The sequence below is a fragment of the Streptomyces sp. NPDC001108 genome (assembly GCF_053598535.1).
On record NZ_JBSFKL010000005.1, the window covers coordinates 244,916 to 264,866 of the forward strand.

Here is a 19,951-nt window from a genome sequence, read left to right on the forward strand (position 1 = left end):
GCCGCACCCCCGTCACGTTTTCTCCGTGATTCCACCGCTGCCGGACGCTACCGCTCCTTCGCCGGGAGCATCAGTCCCCAGGCCCCTTCCCGCACCGTCCAGGTCCGCGTCCGGACCGGGCCGCCGACCTGTATGTCGGCCCGGTAGCGGAAGTCGGCGCCCGAGACGGTGACGGCCTTGGCCTCCGTCGTCTCCGGGGCGGCCGACGGCGGCCGGATCACCACCTCCGCGAGCCCCCCGCCGGCGCGTGGGGTCACGGTCACCGACTCGACCGGCCGGTCCAGGCCGTTCAGCAGGGCCCCGTCCGCCTCGACCCGCAGCCGGTGCACGGGCGGCGGCTCCGCGGACGCCGCCGGAGCCGGGCGCACCAGCGTGCGGACCAGGTTGCGGCAGGTGTCCCACACGGCGGTGGCCCCGGTGTGCGCGGCCGCCGCGCCCGGCAGCACGCTCGGAGCCGGGATGCGCAACGCGTCCAGCACCACCCCGTCGCTGTCGTCCACCAGCAGGTCCAGCCGCCGCACGGCGCCGTCCAGCGCGGTGCGCGCCGCCACCACCGCGCTCCGGGGCACCCCCAGCGCGTGGGCCAGCTCCAGCGTGCCCGCCCGGCCCACCGGGACCAGCGCCAGAGCGCCGCCGGACGGCTCGCGCTCCCGGTGCAGCTGGGCCACGGCCCGCCGCAGCGCGCGGTCGTCGCCGACCACCACCGGCCGCCGACCACCCCGACGGGCGAGCGCGCGGGCAAATTCCTCGGGCCCGTCGGGCAGGCAGATCTTGGCGTGCGATCCGGCGCTCAGGACGTCCTTCGCGATACGTACGGACTCGCCGTCGGTCCGGCGGGCGACCGGGTCGATGACCACCAGCAGCTGGTGCGCACCGTCGCCGGGGGGCTGGGCAGCCGACACCTCGGTCCTTCCTCGGGTAGCATCTTGGTGCAAGAGCCCCTTGCGCTATTGCGCCAGGGGCTTCGTCTATTCCGGGGCAACCGGTTCGACGGTTCAGGCCGTGTCGTACATCGTCGTACGGCATGTACGACGTTCACGTACGCCCCCTGACCTTGGACATGCCCCGCCCGGAAGGGGTGTACGCCTGTGCCCGCACTTGTGCTGCTCGGTGCTCAGTGGGGTGACGAGGGCAAGGGAAAGGCCACCGACCTCCTCGGTGGATCCGTGGACTACGTGGTGCGCTACCAAGGCGGCAACAACGCCGGCCATACGGTGGTGGTCGGTGACCAGAAGTACGCACTGCATCTCCTCCCCTCCGGAATCCTTTCACCGGGTTGTACCCCGGTCATCGGAAACGGTGTCGTCGTCGACCCGGCCGTCCTGCTCTCCGAGCTGAGTGGGCTGAACGACCGCGGCGTGGACACGTCCAAGCTTCTGATCAGCGGCAACGCCCATTTGATCACCCCGTACAACGTCACGATGGACAAGGTGACGGAACGGTTCCTCGGGAAGCGGAAGATCGGTACGACCGGTCGCGGCATCGGCCCGACGTACGCCGACAAGATCAACCGCGTGGGCATCCGCGTCCAGGACCTCTACGACGAGTCGATCCTGGAGCAGAAGGTCGAGGCGGCTCTGGAGCAGAAGAACCAGCTCCTCGCCAAGGTCTTCAACCGGCGCGCGATCGAGTCCGGGAAGATCGTCGAGGAGATGCTCCAGTACGCGGAGCAGATCAAGCCCTTCGTCGCCGACACCACGCTGATCCTCAACGACGCGATCGACGCCGGGAAGGTCGTCCTCTTCGAGGGCGGTCAGGGCACGCTGCTCGACGTCGACCACGGCACGTACCCGTTCGTCACCTCCTCGAACCCGACCGCAGGAGGCGCCTGCACCGGCGCCGGGGTCGGCCCGACGAAGATCAACCGGGTCATCGGCATCCTCAAGGCGTACACCACCCGCGTCGGCGCCGGCCCGTTCCCGACGGAGCTGCACGACGAGGACGGCGAGGCGCTGCGCCGGATCGGTGGCGAGCGCGGTGTCACCACCGGCCGTGACCGCCGCTGCGGCTGGTTCGACGCGGTCATCGCCCGGTACGCGACCCGGGTCAACGGCCTCACGGACTTCTTCCTCACCAAGCTGGACGTGCTGACCGGCTGGGAGCAGATCCCGGTCTGCGTGGCGTACGAGATCGACGGCAAGCGCGTCGAGGAGCTGCCCTACAGCCAGACGGACTTCCACCACGCGAAGCCGGTCTACGAGATGCTGCCGGGCTGGTCCGAGGACATCACGAAGGCCAAGACCTTCTCCGACCTGCCGAAGAACGCGCAGGCGTACGTGAAGGCGCTGGAGGAGATGTCCGGCGCCCCGATCTCCGCGATCGGCGTCGGCCCCGGCCGCACCGAGACCATCGAGATCAACTCCTTCCTCTAGCAGCACCTTCGGGAAACGCTTCCGGAAGACCCCCGAGGGGCCGCCACGACATGTGGCGGCCCCTCGGTGCTCCTACCGAGGAGACATGCGGATGCTGGTGGAGCACGAGAGCCCCAATGGTCTGGACCTTGACAGGTTCAGACCAGCGGGGCTTGAGTGGCGGGATGTCCCGACGGCCCGCTGAGGTGCTCGGCGTGCCCCGCCGAAGGAGTGAGCAGCGCTGAAACGCATCAAGAGCCTCCTGGTCGTGCTGAGTTCCGTCATCGCCGCAACGGCCTTCCTCCCCGCCACCACCGCCTCCGCCGCCCCCGCTCCCACTCCCGTCTCCGCCTCCGCCGCCGAACCGGCCGCCCGGTGCGCACCGTTGTGGAACTCCACGACCGCCTACACCCAGGGCGGCACGGTCTCCCACCACGGCCGCAACTGGACCGCCAAGTGGTGGACGCAGAACGAGAATCCGGGTGCCACGGGCGTCTGGGCCGACCAGGGGGCCTGCACCGGCGGGGTCTCGGACTTCGTCGTCAGCGAGGCGCAGTTCGACGCGATCTTCCCGGACCGCAACCCCTTCTACACGTACCAGGGCCTGATCGACGCCCTGCACGCCTACCCGCGCTTCGCCAACACCGGCACCCCCACCACCCGCGCCCAGGAGGCCGCGGCCTTCCTCACGCACGCGGACTTCGAATCGGTCGGGCTCCGGTACGTGAAGGAGATCAACGAGGACAACTACTGGCGCAAGTGCGACTACAGCCAGCCCTACGGCTGCCCCGCCGGGCAGAAGGCGTACTACGGCCGGGGCCCGATCATGTTCAGCTGGAACTTCAACTACAAGGCGGCCGGTGACGCGCTCGGCCTCGACCTCCTGAACAACCCCTGGCTGGTCGAGCAGGACCCGTCCGTCGCCTGGCAGACCGCGCTCTGGTACTGGAACACCCAGAACGGCCCCGGCACCATGACCTCGCACGAGGCGATGGTCGGCGGCGCCGGGTTCGGCGAGACGATCCGCTCGCTCAACGGCGCCCTGGAGTGCGACGGCGGCAATCCGGCCTCGGTCGCGGCCCGGGTCGCCGGGTACGAACGGATCACCGGCGTCCTCGGTGCCGCCCCGGGCTCCCGGCTGGGCTGCTGACCGGGAGCCGTCGCGGCGTCCAGCTGTCGAGGGATGCCGTCCCGCATGCTGGACGGGCCCGGAGGTTTTTACCTTCGGGCCCGTCCCCGTCGCGCCCGTCGTTCCGGACGAACCCCCTCCGGAATTCGCCCTGTTGAGGCGGCGGATAGCGACGCGAAACATCGGGCGGGGAGAGGTGGGGGCGCCTGGTTGCGAACACTTTCCCGAATGGTCCAGACCTTGACAGGTTCAGACCAGCGACGCTTCAGTGGCCGTCAACCCCCCTCTCGCGGCGCACCGCTCGGCCCGCCGGTCCGTTGTGCCGCACCGAAGGAGTAGTGATCGCATGATCAGACGCCTCATGGGCCTGCTGGCAGCGCTGGGAGCGGTCGTCGCACTGGTCGTCGCGCTTCCCGCGACCACCGCCGCGGCAGCCGACTGCGCGGCACCCTGGAACTCCTCCTCCGTCTACACCGGCGGCATGACGGCCTCGTACAACGGGCACAACTGGTCCGCCAAGTGGTGGACCCAGAACGAGACCCCTGGCAGCTCCGACGTCTGGGCCGACCAGGGCGGTTGCGGCGGTGGCGGCACGGACCCGGGCAACCCGAACCCGTCCGGCTTCGTCGTCAGCGAGGCGCAGTTCAACCAGATGTTCCCGAGCCGGAACTCGTTCTACACGTACAGCGGGCTGACCGCGGCACTGAGCGCCTACCCGGCCTTCGCGAACACCGGCAGCGACACCGTCAAGCGCCAGGAGGCGGCGGCGTTCCTCGCCAACGTCAGCCACGAGACAGGTGGCCTGGTGTACGTGGTCGAGCAGAACACGTCCAACTACCCCCACTACTGCGACGCCTCCCAGCCCTACGGCTGCCCGGCCGGCCAGGCCGCCTACTACGGCCGCGGCCCGATCCAGCTCAGCTGGAACTTCAACTACAAGGCGGCCGGCGACGCGCTCGGCATCGATCTGCTGAGCAACCCGTACCTCGTCGAGCAGAACGCCTCGGTCGCCTGGAAGACCGGCCTCTGGTACTGGAACACCCAGAACGGGCCGGGCACCATGACCGCCCATCAGGCCATGGTGAACGGCGCCGGGTTCGGCGAGACCATCCGCTCCATCAACGGCTCCCTGGAGTGCAACGGCGGCAACCCCGCCCAGGTCCAGAGCCGCATCGACCGCTACAAGGCGTTCACGGCGATCCTCGGCACCACGCCGGGCAACAACCTGAGCTGCTGACCCCGTACCCCCTTGGGTACGCGCGACCCCACCCGACAGGGGCGTGTCCGGCTTCGGCCGGGCGCGCCCCTTCTCGGTGTCGGGGGTGGTGGTTCAGCCGTCCGGGGCGTCCAGGGACCGCAGGGCGAGCCAGAGGTCGTACCGGGCGCTGGGCGCCTGGAGCAGCGAGCGGCCCAGTACGGATTCGAGCCGGGTGAGGCGCTTGCGCAGCCCCGGTACGGAGATGCCCAGGGCCTCGGCGGCCGGGGTGAGCTGGGCCTCGTGGCGCAGCCAGACCCGGAGGGTGGCGAGCGGGTCGGCGGTGTTCCGGGGCGTCTCGGGCCCGCCGGTGAGCGGGCGCAGCTGCTGGGCGGCCCACTCCCGTACGGCGGGGGCGCGCAGCAGTTCGTCCAGGTCGGGCGGTGTTCCGGCCGGTGTCCGTTCGTCGGGCCGGTGGGGGGCGCGGGGCTCGGTGGGCGTGGCGCGGATACGGAGGGCCAGGTCGAGGGTGGCCTGGTCGCCGACCCGGTTCAGGTCGAGCCCGAGCAGTTCACCGATGAGCCGGAGCCGGGCGGCGAGGGTGTTGCGGTGGATCTTCAGGTGGTGGGTCGCGTGCGAGGCGAAGGCGAGCCAGGAGGCCAGCGTCGCCGAGAGCTCCTGGCTGCCCGGGTCCTGGGCCCGTCGCGGCAGATGGGCCAGCAGGGGGTGCAGCAACTGGTCGGCCCACCGCGCCCCGGCCGCCCCGGTGGCCACCGCCGGGTCGGGCGAAGAACCGAAACGGGAGTGCCGGTCCGGCAGGGTGCGGGCCACGGCCAGTGCGTGGAAGGCCTGACGATAGCCGGTCGCGGTGTCGGGCAACGGCAGGTCCGCGCTGACGCCCACGACGCATTCGGGCACCGCCTCGGCCACCCGCAGCCCGAGCCGGTGTTCGGCGGCATCCGCCTCCGCCCCCGCGTCCGTGCCGGAGCCCGCGCCCGCGCCTGCGTCCGTGTCCGTCGGGACGATCAGGATCAGGTGGCGGGCGTAGACCGGGCAGCGGACGATCCAGGACCGGCCGCCGGACAGCTCCGTGCAGATCCGGGCCACCTCGTCCCGGCGCCCGTTCGCGCACTCCACGACGTACACCCGGACCGGGTCCGGCAGCGGGGGTCTGAGGGCGCCCGCCACCTGGTGCGCTATCGACAGCTGGCCCGTCATGAGCAGGTGCAGCACCGCCTCCCGGCTGCGGGACTCCGCGAGTTCGACGCGGCGCCGCTTGCTCTCCACCTCCTCCGCCGTCCAGCACAGGGCGAGCGGTGTCGCCACGTCGGAGAGCAGCCGGGCGAGCCCGTTCGGCAGCGGGTTCGGCGCGACCACGGCGAGGATCGGCCCGGCGGCGCCGTCCGGTCCGTCCAGCGGGAGGAGCAGGGCGGTGTGCTGCTCGTGGTCGAAGGAGAAGGCGCGCGCGTCGAGCCCCGCGATGTCCTTGGCGTACGCGCCCGCCAGCGCGGCCGCCGTGGTGCCCGTACCGTCCGTGCCCCGGTCCACGGCGTGCAGCACGGTGCCGGCCCCGTCGAGCAGTCCGGCCCAGCCCGCCGCCCGGCCGGACACCCAGTGCAGGAGTTCCCGCGAGCCGCCCGACCGGGCCAGCCGGTGCATCCGCATGACGTCATCGGCCCGTTCTCGCGCGCGCACCCATCCTCCATCCACCTGAAGTTCAGTCGAACGTCTGTCCGGATCTGGCTCCGGAGTCACCGGCCGAAACGGTCGGCCGGAGTCGGCGGCCATGACCGTGCCACGGTTAAGCGGAATCAAGGCTGCCGGTTTGATTGTGCGTGCTGATACCCGCAGCGGTCCACACCGTGCGAATTGAAGCTTTCGGCCATGTACCCGAAGACCTAAAGTCCGAACACGGTTGCGGCACACCCCTTGGGGGAGGGGTTGGGGGCGGCGGCCGCGGCTTACGGGGGTGGCCGCTGTCGTCGGCCGCAGCCGTTCTTTCTTCTCTCCGTTGTCAGTGACGGCTTCTAGGGTCGGGCCACGCCTTCGCGTCCGCGAGCCGAGCCGACCGGGAGAAGCCGCACCATGGAATTCCGTATTGACCGGGCCACCTTGACCGATGCCGTGGCCTGGGCCGCCCGGGTGCTGCCCACGCGTTCACCCGTTCCGGTGCTGGGCGGGTTGCTGCTGGAGGCGGCGGACGGCCGGTTGCGCGTCTCGGGGCTGGACTACGAGGCGTCCGCCCGGATCGAGGTGGAGGCGGAGACCGTACTGCCCGGTCGGGTTCTGGTGCTGGGGCGCCGCCTGTTCGACGTCTGCCGGGTGCTGCCCGACCAGGTGGTGGAGTGCGCGGTGGAGGGTTCGCGGTTCTCGTTGACCGGAGGCGGTGCGCGTTTCGGCCTCTCGGTGCTGCCGCTCGACGACTACCCGGCCGCTCCGGTGGTGCCGGAGGCGCTCGGCGAGGTGGACGCGGCGGAGTTCGCGGCGGCCGTCTCCCAGGTGGCGGTGGCGGCGGGCCGGGACGACGCGCTGCCGACCCTCACCGGCGTCCGGCTGGCGCTGGACGGGGACACGATGACCCTGGCCGCCACGGACCGCTACCGGTTCGCGGTGCGCACCCTCACCTGGAAGCCCGGCCGGGACGGGGTCCTCGCCGATGCCGTGGTCCCGGCCCGCAGACTCACCGAGATCGCCCGCGCGCTCAGCCCGTCCAGCCCGGTCCGGCTCGCGCTGGACGGTGGTTCCGCCGGCTTCGAGCAGGCCGGTACGCGGACGACGGTGCGCCTGTTCGATGGCCGACTGCCGCGCCACGCCCAGCTGTTCACGCTGACCGGCGCGTCCATCGCCGAGATGGAGCGGGTGCCGCTGCTCGCGGCCGTGAAGCGGGTAGCCGTCGTCGCGGAGGGCGGGAATCCGCTCCACTTCACCTTCTCCAGCGACTCGGCCCTGCTCCAGGCGGGGTTCGACGACGACGTCGCCTCCCAGCGCATCCCCGCCGTGTGGGGCGGTGCCGGTGAGCTGACCGTCGCCTTCCACCCGGCCTACCTGATGGACGCGCTGGGGTCGTTCGACGCCCCGGTGATCAGGTTCGAGCTGATGGGCCCCGGCCAGCGCGCGATGGTCACCGGCCGGACCCCGGGCCAGGAATCCCCGGACGATGAATTTCCGGAGCGGGAGACGTCCCACCAGCACCTGCTGATGTCGGTCAAGCCCCTCCTCTGACGTACGTCCGTACCCTGCACGGAACTTGGCCGGATCGGCGTCATGACGGCTGCTGAACTTCTCGACCGCGAGTGGCGGGCGCTGACCGACCGGGAAAGCCCATCGGAGCGCGCCGGCGGCGGGCCCGTCGACGGGACGGTGTGCTCCCGCACCGGCTACGTACTCCCGCACTGGCTACCGGTACGGCTCGGCTCGTCGACGTGCCACCCGGAAGCGGGGCAGGAGCTGCGTGCGGGCGCCTGTCACGCGCCCCCCTTCACTCCTCGGCGCTGAGGGTCATGAAGGTCTCCGGGTTCGGCACGACGACGAATCCGGCCTTCGCGTAGATCGCGTGCGCGTCGAGGGTCGTGAGGAGAATGCGCTTGAGCCGATAAGGGGCGAGGTGGTCGCGGACCGCTGTCGCAAGCCACGTTCCGAGCCCCCTGCCACGATGGGCCGGGGCGACGTAGACATCGCAGAGCCAGGCGAAGGTGGCACGGTCGGTGACCACACGGGCGTAGGCGGCCTAGGTGCCTTCCGCGTCGTAGATGCCGAAGTTCAGCGATCCGCGCACCGCGTCCTCGACCGTCTTCCGGCTGCGTCCCAGTGCCCAGAACGCGTCCGTCGAGAGCCAGTGGTGCACCCGTTCCACATCGAGGCGATCCGGGTCCGTCGAGAGTTCGTACCCCTTGCTTCCACCGCTGGTGACCATGGAGCGGCAGCGTATCCGTGACACCCGGCTCCTCCAAGTGGCCGCCCCATGTGCCGAGATGACGTCTCAGCTTCTGTCGGACCCGTGGACGAGGGCGAGTCGTACCCGGTGACGCGGGAGATCGACCTCGGTGACCCTCACCGTGATGGGCTCGCCCTCATCGACGAACTGCTCCGGGGCGCGCTCCGGCTCGGCGGTCAGCTCGGAGAGGTGGAGGAATCCCATCACGTCGGGGGCGAGCCGTACGAACACACCGAAGGGGACGATCCTGGTGACCGTTCCGGTGAGGACGCGCCCGAGCTGATCCGCGAACCGGATGAGTGGGTCTTCCTTCAGAGCCTTCAGGGAGAGCATGGCCTGCCCGGAGCGCGTCTCCGCGATGATCACCTCGGCGGCGATCCGCCGGCCGGCTTCGACCACCTCGGAGGGGTGGGTGATCCATTCCCACGACAGGTCCGGCACCCGGATGAAGCCGGTGCACGGACCGTCCGGTTCGCCGTCGACGTGGACGAACACCCCGAAGTTGTGCACCGCGGCAACTGTGCCGGTGACGACCTGCCCGGGGTCCAGCGCGAGGAGGAAGGATCGCAGGGCCGGAATCTCGCACGCCCTGGCGGAGAAGTGCAGCTGCCCTTCCCGCCAGCGTCCGATCTCTTCGGCCCTGATCTCCTGGCCCAGCTCGAACAGCTCGGACGGGTGCCCCGTCCGGCGCATCGACGCTTCGTGTTGAGGAATCCGACCGATCTCGGCCGTCTCTGCTCCGGCGTCCACCAGCCGCACCAGGGTGTCCGCTCCGTCGAAACCGACGACCTTCACCGTTCTCGCGGCCCCCGGCCGGAGACGGTCGGTCAAGGCCCGAAGGCGGGGGTCGGGGGTCGGCTCGGACACGGAGGCGAGTCTACGGGCCGTGCCGCCTGTAGGGACAAGGCCGCCTTGTCCACCAACTGCCTTTGCTGGAAGGCCTGGGCCGACCCGCAGATGCGCTGCTCGGGCGAGATCAACAACGAGCACGGCGGCCGAGGCGTGTACTTCAAGGACCCCTCCGGCTACGCGATCGAGCTGATCACCGGCCCGTATCTGTAACCGGGGCCGGACGGACGGGTGCGGGGCCGGGTGGATCACCCGGCCCCGCGGTCGAACGACGTTTCGGCGTACGGCTACTTGGTGAAGTAGAAGTACTGCCAGGAGCTGTGCGTGGTGGAGTTCACCGAGTCGCCCGAGCTGCCGTTGATGTAGGAAACCCGCATACGCATCCGGTACCCCGTCTCATGGGTGCCCTTCAGCGTGATGATGGTCTTCCCATTGGTGCCGAGCTTGAAGTAGTCCGAGCCCGCGTCGTACCACTTGCCCTGGTAGTTCAGCTGGAGCGACAGCTTGTGGGCGCGGTTCTTGTAGTACGTCATCGACGTCGTGAAGACCGGGTCGGTCTTCTTGTGGAAGTACTTGTACGACGTCTTGCCGATCTTCGCCGTCTTGTACTGCTTGGAGATGGAGGTCGAGACCTTCACCTTCGCGTACGAGGTCGACTTGGTCGTCTTGCCCGCGTACCGGCCGTCACCCTTGAAGACCGCGGTGACGGTGGTGTCCCGGGTCATGGCGATGACGGCGGACAGGTTGCCCTTGGAGTTGACCTTGCCGGTCTTCACCAGCCTGTTCGGCTTGTCCGCGCCGAACGGGTCCGCCCACAGCTCGACGGTGCGGTTCTTGTACGTCTTGCCGAGGTGCGCGGTGAACGTCACGTCGGCACCGTACGAGTACAGCGCCTTGTTGTGGTTCAGGGTCAGCGAGGGCACCGTGCGGGGCACGGAGACCTTCGCGGAGCCGGAGCCCGCCGAGTGGGACGCGTCGCCCGCGTACGTCACCTTGTACGTGACCTGGCCGCCCGCGGTCGGGGCGTCGGTGAACGAGAAGCTGCCGTCCGACTTCAGCGTCACCGCGGGCAGTGCCTTGCCCTTGGGCGACTCGATGTCGGTGCGGGTGACCGTGGCCTTCGCGCCGGCCGGGAAGGGGCTCGCCGAGCTTGCCTTGCCGGTGACGGTCAGCTTCTTGTTCAGCGCCGACTTCTCCGGAGCCTTGACCGTGACCGTCGTCGGCGACTTCATCGCCTCGGTCAGCACCCGCAGCGAGCGGACACCGTAGCTGTTCTCGGTGACCGCGAACAACCGGCTGTTGTCCGGAGCCCAGGCCAGTCCGGCCGGGGTCAGCGTGTCCGCACCACTGGTGTTGCCGGTGTTGGGGAAGTCGTACGTCCGGATCGCCTTGGTGGAGCCCTGCTTGTAGACGTACACGTCCGGGCTGTATATGCCGTCGATGCCCGCGGCCACCGTGCCGTCCGGTGCGATGTCCACGGCGTTGGGGTACGAGTTGGACGGGTACGCGATCCCCGGCGTCAGGTCCGCGGTCTTGTACGACTGGTGGTTGTACGGGTACCCGCTGGCCACCACGACCTGCGAACCGTCCGGCGTCAGCGCCAGGTCGCGCAGGTTGCTCCCGTCGGTACGGGTCTGCGCGGTGCGCGTGGCCGTCCCCGAGGCGACGTCGTAGACAGCGAGCTGGACGGGGCTCTGCCCCTCGATCCCGGCGGCCAGGGTGTTCGGGGCGCCCGGCGTGGACGCCAGGGTCGGCGCCGCGTACCAGGTACGGTCCGGGTCCTGGTCCAGGGCCACGACGGGCTCCTCGCCGGACAGGTCGAGCGAGCCGATGTTGCCCTCGGCCGCCGCCCCGTAGCCGAACCAGAGCTTGCCGCCGGCCAGCGCCGGATAGGCGGGCTTGGTGTTCTCGCCGGTCGCGTACCGGGCGGACTCCACCAGAGCGGCGGTGTCGATCACGGCGATGGCGTCGGCGCCGGGGACACCGGCGTACAGCGTGCCGGAGTCGGCGGAGAGTTCGAGACCCTTCACACCGGGCAGGGACGGGATGGTGCCGACCACGTTGCCGCTGTAGTCGGTGGCGAGGACCTTGCCGGTGACCGGGTCACTGATGAAGACCCGGTGGTGCACGCCGTCCGCGACGACATCGCCGACGGAAGCGGCGGGAATGACCTTGCTGGAGTCGGCGGCGGCCGGATTCGCCGCCCCGCCGACCAGAACCACTGAGCTGAAGAGGACCGCGAGCGTGGTCGCGGTCGAGATTCTGCGCGTACGCAAAATGAATTACCCCCACGGTAAGAGGGGGGCCGAGGCATCCGTCGACAAGAGACGGGACGCGACCCCACGCACGCAGGGTATGACATGTACGTCCACGGGTCGCACACATTTGCGGTGCCGGGGTCCGGATGACCGTCCCCGACCCGCGAATTGTTCCGTTTCGCTCAGTCCGCCCAGGTGAGGAACGCAGCCCAGGCTCCTGGAGCCACGGCGAAGGCGGGCCCGTCGGTCACCTTGGAGTCCCGGACATGGACGGCGTGCGGGCAAGTGGCCACCTCGACGCAGTCACCGCCGCTGGCGTTGCTGTACGAGGACTTGTGCCAGTCGAAGGCCACCTCGACGCACTGGCCGCCGCTGGCGTTGCTGTAGCTGGATTTGAACCACCGGAGGGACGTGCTCATTCCGTTTCTCCTGCCAACCGCTTGAACAGGTCCAGCGATTCACGAGGACCCATGGCCTGTGACTGGATCTTCGCACACCGCTGGGAGTACGTACTCACCTTCGCCGGGTCGCTGAGCGTCCAACTCTCCTCCTGTGCTTCCAAGTAGGCGAGGTGCTGGTGGTCCGGAGTCTCGATCAGGCTCAGGCCGCCATGTCCTCCGGCGTACTCCCCGCCCAGCCCGGCGTCCAGAGGGAGCACCCGAAGCGTGACATTGCGGCGCTGGGCGCACTCGACCAAGTACTGCATCTGCTCCCGCATGATCTCCTTGCTGCCGATGATCCGCCTGAGCACCGACTCTTCCAGAACGACCTCGATCAGAGCCGGCGGCTCGCGGTCGAACAGTGCCTTACGTGCCATCCTCGCGCTGACCAGCTCCTCCACCCGATCGTGGGGCAGTGGCGGGTATCCTCCGCCGATCAGCGCTCGCGCGTATGCCTCGGTCTGGAAGAGACCATCGATGAGATAGGTGGCGTACAGCCGAAGGCTGAGCGCTTCCTGCTCCAGCAGCGCGTAGTTCTTGAACTGCTCCGGGTACGTCTCCAGCCGCATGTACCGGCGGCAGCGGTTGAAGAATTTCGTCTCGCCGTGGAACACCTCGTTCAGACCCACCAACATCTCGTCACTGGCTGGCTGGGCGCAGGTCTCCATCGCGCTCACCGCTGCCGCGGAGTAGCCGAGCTCTTCGCCCAGCCGGGTCTGCGTCCAGCCCCGTTCGGTGCGCAGATCACGCGCCATGTCGGCGACGATCCTGGCCATGGCACTGGCCGTTTCCTTGTTCTCCGCTCGCGCCATGTGCGATCCCCTTTCGACTCGACCGGTCTCAACCGGTCACTACTCGAATCAGCCCGACTCGACTGGAATTCAGAGGAGTTCGCGCAGGTCAACGAGTGTGCGACGCCCCTGTGTGGCCTGAGGAAACGCTAGCCAGTCAGGGGAAGACTGGTCCTGTGAACGCAACGAAAAGTGCGGTCGGATTCGGGTGGATTCCTTACTCCGGATTTCAACTGCGCAAAACAGGAGTCCAATTCGACGCCGTGCGCTTCGACGGTGACGCAGGGCGTCGGCTCGCCCTGATGATGGAGACGATCACGGGCGGTGAGCCCGGTCCGGTGGTGGCCGAGGCCAGTGGGAAACGGTCGGTGTACTTCCTCGTGCCGGCCGGGAGCGCCGAGGGGAAGGCGTGGCCGGACGGGGCCGTGGTGCTGAACGCGGCGCCCGGCCGGGTCAGCTACGTACCGGTTCCGGCTCTCCACGGCCGTACCTGGCCGGTGTCGTGGTACTTCCCGCCCACCGCTCCCGGCAGGTTCGTCCACACGTTGCTGCTGCTCAGCACGGCCACGGCGATACTGAACTGAGGGCGTGGGGCCGCGAGGTCAGCCACCCTTGGTGTAGGTGAGCCGGTCGCCGCTGGCGCTGTTCTCGCGGGTCAGGGTGCCGTTCGGGTGCAGGGTCAGTGTGGTGGCGCCGCCGGCGGTGCAGGACGTCATCGGCTCGCCGGACTCGACCTCGGACGGTCCCACCCTGACCGGGCCGCCCTCGGCGGGCTCCGCGGCGAGGTCGGCCCGGAAGACGCAGCGGTAGGTGTTTCCGTTGTCGAGCGGGCCCTCGGCGGTGAGGGTCAGGACGCTCTGGCCGACCGAGCCCTGCTGGATGACGAGTTTCCGGGTGGAGCGCCCGGCCGGGTTGTCGATGGTGCCGGTCCAGGTGCCGAGGTAGCCGGTGGGGATGGCGCCGTCGCCGTTCTTCCCGTCCGTGCCGGGGGACGGGGCCGGGCCGTCCGCGTCAGGGGAGGACGGGGCGGTGGTGGAGCGGTCGGGGCGGTGGTGGTCCGTCGGCTCCTCGTTCATGAGCGTGTAGACCGAGCCGCCCGCGCCGATCGCCACGAGCACGGCGACGATGACGAGCGCGATGGTCGAGCCCTTGCCACGGCGGGCCGGTTCGGGCTCGGGGTGGGGGTTGCCGGGGTGGGTGGGGCCGAAGGGGGGCGTGGGCCCGAAGCCGGTGTGCGGGTACGACGCCTGCTGGTGCTGCGGCGGGTAGCCGTACCCAATGGGGGGCTGCGGCGCACCGAAACCCTCGCCGGGATGCGGCTGGGCGGCCGGTGGATAGCCGTAGCCGGGGGCCGGGGTCTGCGACGGGTAACCGTAGCCGGGGGCCGGGGCCGGGGTCTGCTGCGGGTAGCCGTGGCCGGGGGCCGGGCCGTAACCGGGAGGCGGGGTCGTCCGGGGGTGCTCCCGGGACCGCTCCCCCGGGAAGCCCGACAGATCCTCCGGGCCCTCGGACCCCCGGGCACCCTCGGGCCCGGCGGCCTGTGCGGACCCCGCGGCCCCCTCCGGAACCTCAGGGTCCTCAGGATCCTCGGAGTCCAGCAACTCAACCGCGTGACGGCCGAGTTGGGCGATCAAGGCGCCCGGGAGCCACGGCTCGGCGGGGTCGGCGTCCGCCAGCCGGTCCAGGATCGCTTCGGTCGTCGGGCGGGCGGCCGGGTCCTTGTGCAGGCAGTCCCGCACCAGGTCGACGAGGTCCACCGGGACCCCGGTCAGGTCCGGGTCCTCCTGCGCGATCCGGAACATCTGCGCGTGCACCCGGCTGTCGCCGGTGCCGAACGGGAGCCGGCCGGTCGAGGCGTACGCCAGCACCGTGCCGAGGCAGAACACGTCGCACGCCGGGGTCACCCGCTCGCCGCGCACCTGCTCCGGCGCCATGAACCCGGGCGAACCGACCAGGGCGCCGGTGCGGGTGACCCCGCCGTCGGTGGCGGTGTCGAAGGCCCGGGCTATGCCGAAGTCGATGACACGCGGACCGTCGATCGTCAGCAGAATGTTGGAGGGCTTCAGATCGCGGTGGATCAGCCCCGCCGCGTGGATGGCCCCGAGTGCGTGGGCGAGCCCGGACCCCAGGATGTGCACCGAGCGCTCCGGCAGCGGACCGTACGCCCCCGAGGGCGCCCCCGCCGCGCGCGGGCGGCCGGTCACCGTGGCGTGCAGCGAGGGCCCGGCGACGTACCCCGTGGCGACCCACGGCACGGCGGCCTCCGTGTCCGCGTCCAGCACCGGGGCCGTCCACGCGGACCCGACCTGGCGGGCGGCCCGCACCTCCTGGCGGAAGCGGTCCCGGAACTCCTGCTTCTCGGCCAGCTCAGCGCGTACCAGCTTGATCGCGACGGTCCGGCCCCGCTCGGACCGGGCCAGATAGACCTGGCCCATGCCCCCGGCGCCGAGCCGTCCCAACAGCCGGTAGGCGCCGATGGTGCGCGGATCTTGCGGTGTCAGGCTCTGCATTGACGCTGACACGTCCTTCCCCCAGGGATCGGCACTCTGCCCGGCCGGGCCCGGTCTGGTCCGCCCGATGCCCGCACGATCATAGGGATGCACGCGGGGCACGCCCGGAGCGGTTGCGGTTCCGGAACCACCGGAAGCACTTCCGGCGACCCGACACCCTGCCCAGCGGAACGCCCCACGCCATACAAGGTGGTCATGTCGGAACGCTCCCGGTACGGCCTACGCTCGCCGCATGACCCCTCATGTCGACCCCGCCGCCGGTGCGGCCGTCAAGGCCGCCGACCGAGCGCACGTGTTCCACTCCTGGTCCGCCCAGGGCCTGATCGACCCGCTCGCCGTCGCCGGCGCCGAGGGGGCGTACTTCTGGGACTACGACGGCAACCGCTACCTCGACTTCACCAGCGGCCTCGTCTACACCAACATCGGCTACCAGCACCCCACCGTCGTCGCCGCGATCCAGGAGCAGGCGGGCAAGCTCGCCACCTTCGCCCCCGCGTTCGCGATCGAGGCGCGCTCCGAGGCCGCACGCCTCATCGCCGAGCGCACCCCCGGCGACCTGGACAAGATCTTCTTCACCAACGGCGGCGCCGAGGCCGTCGAGAACGCCGTCCGGATGGCCCGGCTGCACACCGGCCGCACGAAGGTTCTCTCCGCGTACCGCTCGTACCACGGTGCCACCTCCACCGCGATCAACCTGACCGGTGACCCGCGCCGCTGGCCGTCCGACAACGGCTCGGCGGGCGTCGTCCGCTTCTGGGCGCCGTTCCTCTACCGCTCGCCGTTCTACGCCGAGACCGAGGCCGAGGAGTGCGCCCGCGCCCTCCAGCACCTGGAGGACACCCTCGCCTACGAGGGCCCCGCCAACATCGCCGCGATCATCCTGGAGACCATCCCCGGCACCGCGGGCATCATGACCCCGCCGCCCGGCTACCTCAAGGGCGTCCGCGAGATCTGCGACCGTTACGGCATCGTCTTCATCCTCGACGAGGTCATGGCCGGCTTCGGCCGCACCGGCAAGTGGTTCGCCGCCGAGCACTTCGACGTGGTGCCCGACCTGATGACCTTCGCCAAGGGCGTCAACTCCGGTTACGTGCCGCTCGGCGGCGTCGCGATCTCCGCCGAGATCGCCGCGACGTTCGACACCCGCCCCTACCCGGGCGGACTGACGTACTCCGGCCACCCGCTGGCCTGCGCCGCCGCCGTCGCCACCATCCGGGTGATGGAGGACGAGAAGGTCGTCGAGAACGCCGCCCGTATCGGCGAGACGGTCCTCGGCCCCGGCCTGCGCGAACTCGCCGAGCGCCACCCGTCCGTCGGCGAGGTCCGCGGCCTCGGCGCGTTCTGGGCGCTGGACCTGGTCCGCGACAAGGAGACCCACGAGCCGCTGGTCCCGTACAACGCGACGGGCGAGGCCAACGCGCCGATGGCGGCCTTCGGCGCGGCGGCCAAGAAGAACGGCCTGTGGCCCTTCATCAACATGAACCGCACCCACGCCGTGCCCGCCTGCAACATCACCGAGGCCGAGGCGAAGGAGGGCCTCGCGGCCCTCGACGCCGCGCTCTCGGTGGCCGACGAGCACACCGCGTGACGCACCCCGTGACGCGCCGCGTGACACACCGTGTGGCGCACCCCGTGACGCGCTGCGTGACGGACCCCTCGTGACGTGATGGCGCCCCTCCCCAGCCCTCCGACACCGCTCAGGTTCCCCTTCTGCCCGGATACGGGCACGGCGGCCCTGGATTAAGGTGACCGCAGGTAAAAGGAACGGGGAGGGGCGCCATGCGCGCGAGCGGAGCTGTGACCCGCAGCACACTGCGGCAGCAGATCGCGGACGCGCTCCGTGACGAGGTTCTCGCCGGACGGCTCCAGCCGGGGCGGGAGTTCACGGTCAAGCAGATCGCCGACCAGTACGGCGTGTCGGCGACCCCCGTGCGCGAGGCGCTCTTCGATCTCTCCGCCCAGGGACTGCTGGAGACGGACCAGCACCGGGGCTTCCGGGTGCGGGAGTTCACCGTCGCCGACTACCGGTCCCTGGTCGAGGCCCGCAGCCTGGTCATCGACGGCGTGGTCCGCAGCGTCTACTTCGGCGGCGGGGCCCCGGTCGCGCCCCCCTCGGCGTACCTGGACCGCCTGGTCGCCGTACGCCGCCGCGCCCAGGAGGCCGCGCGGGCGGCCCGCGGCGGCGACCTGGACATCCTCATCGGCTACGACCTGCGGTTCTGGCGCGAGCTGGGCGCCCTCGTCGGCAACGCGTACATCAACGAGTTCCTGCACCGACTCCGCGTACAGGCATGGGTGTTCGCGGTGCCGTACCTGCGCCGCGACGCCGGCGGCCGGGACGCGCTCTGGAACGGGCACGAGGACCTGGTCGCGGCGATCACGATCGGCGACCCCGGCGCGGTGCGCACCGTGCTGGACGACTATCAGAACCACGCGCTGGGCTGGGCGGACCGGCTCGCGACGGAGAACCGGTAGCGCGCGGGGGCGCGGAGGACCGGGTCCACTGTGCGTGGCGCGCACGCCGCATTACGCTGTCCCGACCACCCCGAACATTCCGATGCGCACCCGTGGGAGAGCGAGACCTCGTGGCCTGTGACCTGTGGCTGGTCCCCCTCGTCGATGTGCTGTGCCACAGCCCCGACAACCCGTTCGCCGAAGAGATCGCCGCCTACGACAAGGCGTTGGGCGAGGCCGGACTGCCGTCCGTCCCGGTGTACGCCTACATGCCGGGCCTGACCGGCGAAGTGGCCCCCGTCGCGGGCTTCGACTACGACGCGCTGCACTGCCTGCGCCGCGCCCACCTGCTCCAGCTCAGCGGACTGGCCGTCACCCCGGTCGGTGAACTCGGCAGCGACTACGAGCAGTTGCTGGAGATGTTCGAGGAGGCGGCCCGCCAGTCCCACCTGGTCTGGCACTACGACCACGCCGGGGCGTACGTCCCGCTGGACTTCGCCACCCCGCTCGCCGCCGACGACCTGCTGGAGGGCGGCGGCCCGCTCGGCTCCTCGCACGGGCTGCTGCGGGAGCTGGAGTTCGTCGCCCCGGCCATCGGTATCGACCCGGCGAACCCGCCGGCCGCGCCGTTGCCGCCCGCCGCGCCTACCTCCCTGGAGGAGCCGTCCGCGTCGACGCCGTACGACGACGGCCCGTTCGCCCGCGAGCGGCACGTCTGGCTCGGGCTGCACGCGGCGGCGACCCGGAGCCTGGCCCAGGGATCGATGATCGTCTTCGGGTAGGCCCCGGGACCTGGGGGCCGGAGAGGCCTCAGGGGCTCTGCGGGGGACTCCGGCAGTGTCAGCGAGGGCCCCGGGGGTCTCAACGGGGGACTCCGGCAGTGTCAGCGGGGGGACTCCGGCGGGCGCTGGCGCGGCATGTTCGGCCGGGCCAGCGTCTGCAGCGGGAACCGCCCGGACAGCGTCCCCGGGTCCGGACGCGCGGTGCTCCCGGCGTTCGACGACAGGGCCTGCATCCCCATCGGCGCGGGCCCGGCCCGGAACTCCACCATCCAGTCCGCCGTCTCCGTACGCACCAGCTCCGCGACGTCCTCCGAGAACCGCCGCAGCACCCCCAGGCACCGCTCCGCCGCCTCGCTGGCCGTCCCCTCGGTCGGCCCGAGCATCTCCCGTACGCACTCCGACGCCCAGTCGAACTGGAGTACCTGGAGCCGCCGTTGCACGGCCTGGGCGGTGGCGAGATTCCTTATCCAGCCCGAGGTGAGCCCGAAGTACCGGTCGCAGGCCATGCACGCGGCGCCCAGCAACAGCGACAGATAGCCCCAGCCCGCCACCCCGCGCAGTGCCCCGGTCAGATCGAGCAGCGGCAGCGCGGCGCCCGCCACCGCCCCGAGCGCGGTGCCCATCCGCAGCGTCCTGGCCGCCCGGCGCTTGCGCACCCGGTCGCCCAGGTACCACGTGGCGGTGCGCAGCGCGTCGGCCTCGACCCAGCGGTAGACCTCGTCGAGACGGTCGGAGGGCTCGCCCCAGTCGCCGAGCGGGAACGGTGCGACGGTCAGGTCCCCGCCCCGCCCCCGGCGTCCCCGAACCGCCCGCCCCCGGTCGTCCCGTCCCCGATCGTCATCGTCCCGGCCTCGATCGTCCCGCCCCCGGTCGTCCCGGCCTCGTGAGCCGGAGCCCGGACCGGGCTCGTTGCGGGGCGGCCCCTCGGGCTGCATCTCCGGCTGGCTCACCGGGTACTCCTCTGCGTAGCGACGCCTGACATGGCGATGGGCGAGACGGGGTGGGTGCGCACTGCTTTCCGGCGTGGCCGACAGTACCGTGACGGTGACATTGAGTGACGGCCGATGTGCCTGGGTGTCCTGATGTGTATGCCCTTCCTATCGCCGAACGGTGGGCCATGGGGGAGAAAACGCGTGATTACCGGTTGCGCCGGTCCTGTGATCAGGTATACGAGCGCGGCAAGGGCCGCCTGAAACTCACCCGAAAGAGTTGCCCGTGAGTGAGTGGGGCGCGTTGTCCGGGGAGCACGTAGGCTCGG

At 70.7% G+C, this 19,951-nt stretch carries 16 protein-coding genes and 2 pseudogenes; 9 read left to right on the plus strand and 9 right to left on the minus strand.

Annotated features, from left to right (window positions below; translation table 11 throughout):
• Positions 1–47 precede the first annotated feature (47 nt).
• Positions 48–902, minus strand: coding sequence for a diacylglycerol kinase family protein (locus tag ACWC97_RS14575; protein ID WP_352275696.1), 855 nt, complete (start codon positions 900–902; stop codon positions 48–50).
• 186 nt (positions 903–1,088) lie between these two features.
• On the opposite strand from ACWC97_RS14575, the gene ACWC97_RS14580 reads away from it, so the two are divergent.
• The 3 genes from ACWC97_RS14580 (at position 1,089) to ACWC97_RS14590 (ending at position 4,717) form a co-directional block, all read left to right on the plus strand.
• Positions 1,089–2,372, plus strand: coding sequence for an adenylosuccinate synthase (locus ACWC97_RS14580; RefSeq protein WP_450649480.1), 1,284 nt, complete (start codon positions 1,089–1,091; stop codon positions 2,370–2,372).
• A 247-nt stretch (positions 2,373–2,619) separates the two neighbouring features.
• Positions 2,620–3,501: a glycoside hydrolase family 19 protein gene (locus ACWC97_RS14585; protein ID WP_450649482.1), complete on the plus strand. Its 882-nt coding sequence runs from the start codon at positions 2,620–2,622 to the stop codon at positions 3,499–3,501.
• Positions 3,502–3,826: 325 nt separating this feature from the next.
• On the plus strand, positions 3,827–4,717 hold the full coding sequence (locus ACWC97_RS14590) for a glycoside hydrolase family 19 protein (RefSeq protein ID WP_352275692.1): 891 nt from the start codon (positions 3,827–3,829) through the stop codon (positions 4,715–4,717).
• A gap of 93 nt (positions 4,718–4,810) precedes the next feature.
• Here ACWC97_RS14590 and ACWC97_RS14595 read toward each other — a convergent pair whose 3' ends face one another.
• Complete coding sequence (locus ACWC97_RS14595; RefSeq protein WP_450649645.1) at positions 4,811–6,334, minus strand: helix-turn-helix domain-containing protein; 1,524 nt, start codon at positions 6,332–6,334, stop codon at positions 4,811–4,813.
• 426 nt (positions 6,335–6,760) lie between these two features.
• On the opposite strand from ACWC97_RS14595, the gene dnaN reads away from it, so the two are divergent.
• Positions 6,761–7,897: a DNA polymerase III subunit beta gene (dnaN, locus tag ACWC97_RS14600; protein WP_450649484.1), complete on the plus strand. Its 1,137-nt coding sequence runs from the start codon at positions 6,761–6,763 to the stop codon at positions 7,895–7,897.
• Between the two features lie 256 nt (positions 7,898–8,153).
• On the opposite strand, the pseudogene ACWC97_RS14605 reads toward dnaN, so the two are convergent.
• Together ACWC97_RS14605 and ACWC97_RS14610 are read right to left on the minus strand one after the other, a co-directional pair.
• A pseudogene (locus ACWC97_RS14605) lies at positions 8,154–8,588 on the minus strand (GNAT family N-acetyltransferase).
• 66 nt (positions 8,589–8,654) lie between these two features.
• Complete coding sequence (locus tag ACWC97_RS14610; protein ID WP_352275687.1) at positions 8,655–9,476, minus strand: S1 RNA-binding domain-containing protein; 822 nt, start codon at positions 9,474–9,476, stop codon at positions 8,655–8,657.
• Between the two features lie 75 nt (positions 9,477–9,551).
• On the opposite strand from ACWC97_RS14610, the pseudogene ACWC97_RS14615 reads away from it, so the two are divergent.
• Positions 9,552–9,671, plus strand: a pseudogene (locus ACWC97_RS14615) (VOC family protein); the annotation flags it as partial.
• A 74-nt stretch (positions 9,672–9,745) separates the two neighbouring features.
• Here ACWC97_RS14615 and ACWC97_RS14620 read toward each other — a convergent pair.
• The 3 genes from ACWC97_RS14620 to ACWC97_RS14630 all read right to left on the minus strand — a co-directional run bounded on the left by ACWC97_RS14620 (position 9,746) and on the right by ACWC97_RS14630 (position 12,968).
• The gene (locus ACWC97_RS14620; RefSeq protein ID WP_450649486.1) at positions 9,746–11,734 is read right to left on the minus strand and encodes a YncE family protein; all 1,989 of its coding nucleotides are present in this window, start codon (positions 11,732–11,734) and stop codon (positions 9,746–9,748) included.
• 164 nt (positions 11,735–11,898) lie between these two features.
• Complete coding sequence (locus ACWC97_RS14625; protein WP_450649488.1) at positions 11,899–12,135, minus strand: DUF397 domain-containing protein; 237 nt, start codon at positions 12,133–12,135, stop codon at positions 11,899–11,901.
• Positions 12,132–12,968 (minus strand): helix-turn-helix domain-containing protein, encoded by an 837-nt coding sequence (locus tag ACWC97_RS14630; RefSeq protein ID WP_450649490.1) that lies wholly within the window; start codon positions 12,966–12,968, stop codon positions 12,132–12,134. Before ACWC97_RS14630 ends, ACWC97_RS14625 begins: the two co-directional genes overlap by 4 nt.
• A 155-nt stretch (positions 12,969–13,123) precedes the next feature.
• On the opposite strand from ACWC97_RS14630, the gene ACWC97_RS14635 reads away from it, so the two are divergent.
• On the plus strand, positions 13,124–13,531 hold the full coding sequence (locus tag ACWC97_RS14635; protein ID WP_450649492.1) for a hypothetical protein: 408 nt from the start codon (positions 13,124–13,126) through the stop codon (positions 13,529–13,531).
• Between the two features lie 18 nt (positions 13,532–13,549).
• On the opposite strand, the gene ACWC97_RS14640 is transcribed toward ACWC97_RS14635, so the two are convergent.
• Positions 13,550–15,457 carry a protein kinase domain-containing protein gene (locus ACWC97_RS14640; RefSeq protein WP_450649493.1) on the minus strand — a complete coding sequence of 636 codons (1,908 nt, stop codon included), beginning with the start codon at positions 15,455–15,457 and terminating at the stop codon, positions 13,550–13,552.
• A 232-nt stretch (positions 15,458–15,689) separates the two neighbouring features.
• Here ACWC97_RS14640 and ACWC97_RS14645 point away from each other — a divergent pair, with 232 nt between their 5' ends.
• The 3 genes from ACWC97_RS14645 to ACWC97_RS14655 all read left to right on the plus strand — a co-directional run bounded on the left by ACWC97_RS14645 (position 15,690) and on the right by ACWC97_RS14655 (position 18,693).
• Complete coding sequence (locus ACWC97_RS14645; protein WP_352275679.1) at positions 15,690–17,045, plus strand: aspartate aminotransferase family protein; 1,356 nt, start codon at positions 15,690–15,692, stop codon at positions 17,043–17,045.
• Between the two features lie 191 nt (positions 17,046–17,236).
• Entirely contained in the window at positions 17,237–17,932 is a 696-nt protein-coding gene (locus tag ACWC97_RS14650; protein ID WP_352275677.1) for a GntR family transcriptional regulator, read from the plus strand.
• Positions 17,933–18,042: 110 nt separating this feature from the next.
• The gene (locus ACWC97_RS14655; protein ID WP_352275816.1) at positions 18,043–18,693 is read left to right on the plus strand and encodes a hypothetical protein; all 651 of its coding nucleotides are present in this window, start codon (positions 18,043–18,045) and stop codon (positions 18,691–18,693) included.
• Positions 18,694–18,794: 101 nt separating this feature from the next.
• Here ACWC97_RS14655 and ACWC97_RS14660 read toward each other — a convergent pair whose 3' ends face one another.
• Entirely contained in the window at positions 18,795–19,643 is an 849-nt protein-coding gene (locus tag ACWC97_RS14660; RefSeq protein ID WP_352275675.1) for an SLATT domain-containing protein, read from the minus strand.
• Positions 19,644–19,951: the final 308 nt, after the last annotated feature.

Coding starts and splice junctions, on each gene's coding strand:
- ACWC97_RS14590 (WP_352275692.1), top strand. CDS start 3,827: ATGATCAGACGCCTCATGGGCCTGCTGGCAGCGCTGGGAGCGGTCGTC.
- ACWC97_RS14595 (WP_450649645.1), bottom strand. CDS start 6,334: ATGCACCGGCTGGCCCGGTCGGGCGGCTCGCGGGAACTCCTGCACTGG.
- dnaN (WP_450649484.1), top strand. CDS start 6,761: ATGGAATTCCGTATTGACCGGGCCACCTTGACCGATGCCGTGGCCTGG.
- ACWC97_RS14625 (WP_450649488.1), bottom strand. CDS start 12,135: ATGAGCACGTCCCTCCGGTGGTTCAAATCCAGCTACAGCAACGCCAGC.
- ACWC97_RS14630 (WP_450649490.1), bottom strand. CDS start 12,968: ATGGCGCGAGCGGAGAACAAGGAAACGGCCAGTGCCATGGCCAGGATC.
- ACWC97_RS14640 (WP_450649493.1), bottom strand. CDS start 15,457: ATGCAGAGCCTGACACCGCAAGATCCGCGCACCATCGGCGCCTACCGG.
- ACWC97_RS14645 (WP_352275679.1), top strand. CDS start 15,690: ATGACCCCTCATGTCGACCCCGCCGCCGGTGCGGCCGTCAAGGCCGCC.
- ACWC97_RS14650 (WP_352275677.1), top strand. CDS start 17,237: ATGCGCGCGAGCGGAGCTGTGACCCGCAGCACACTGCGGCAGCAGATC.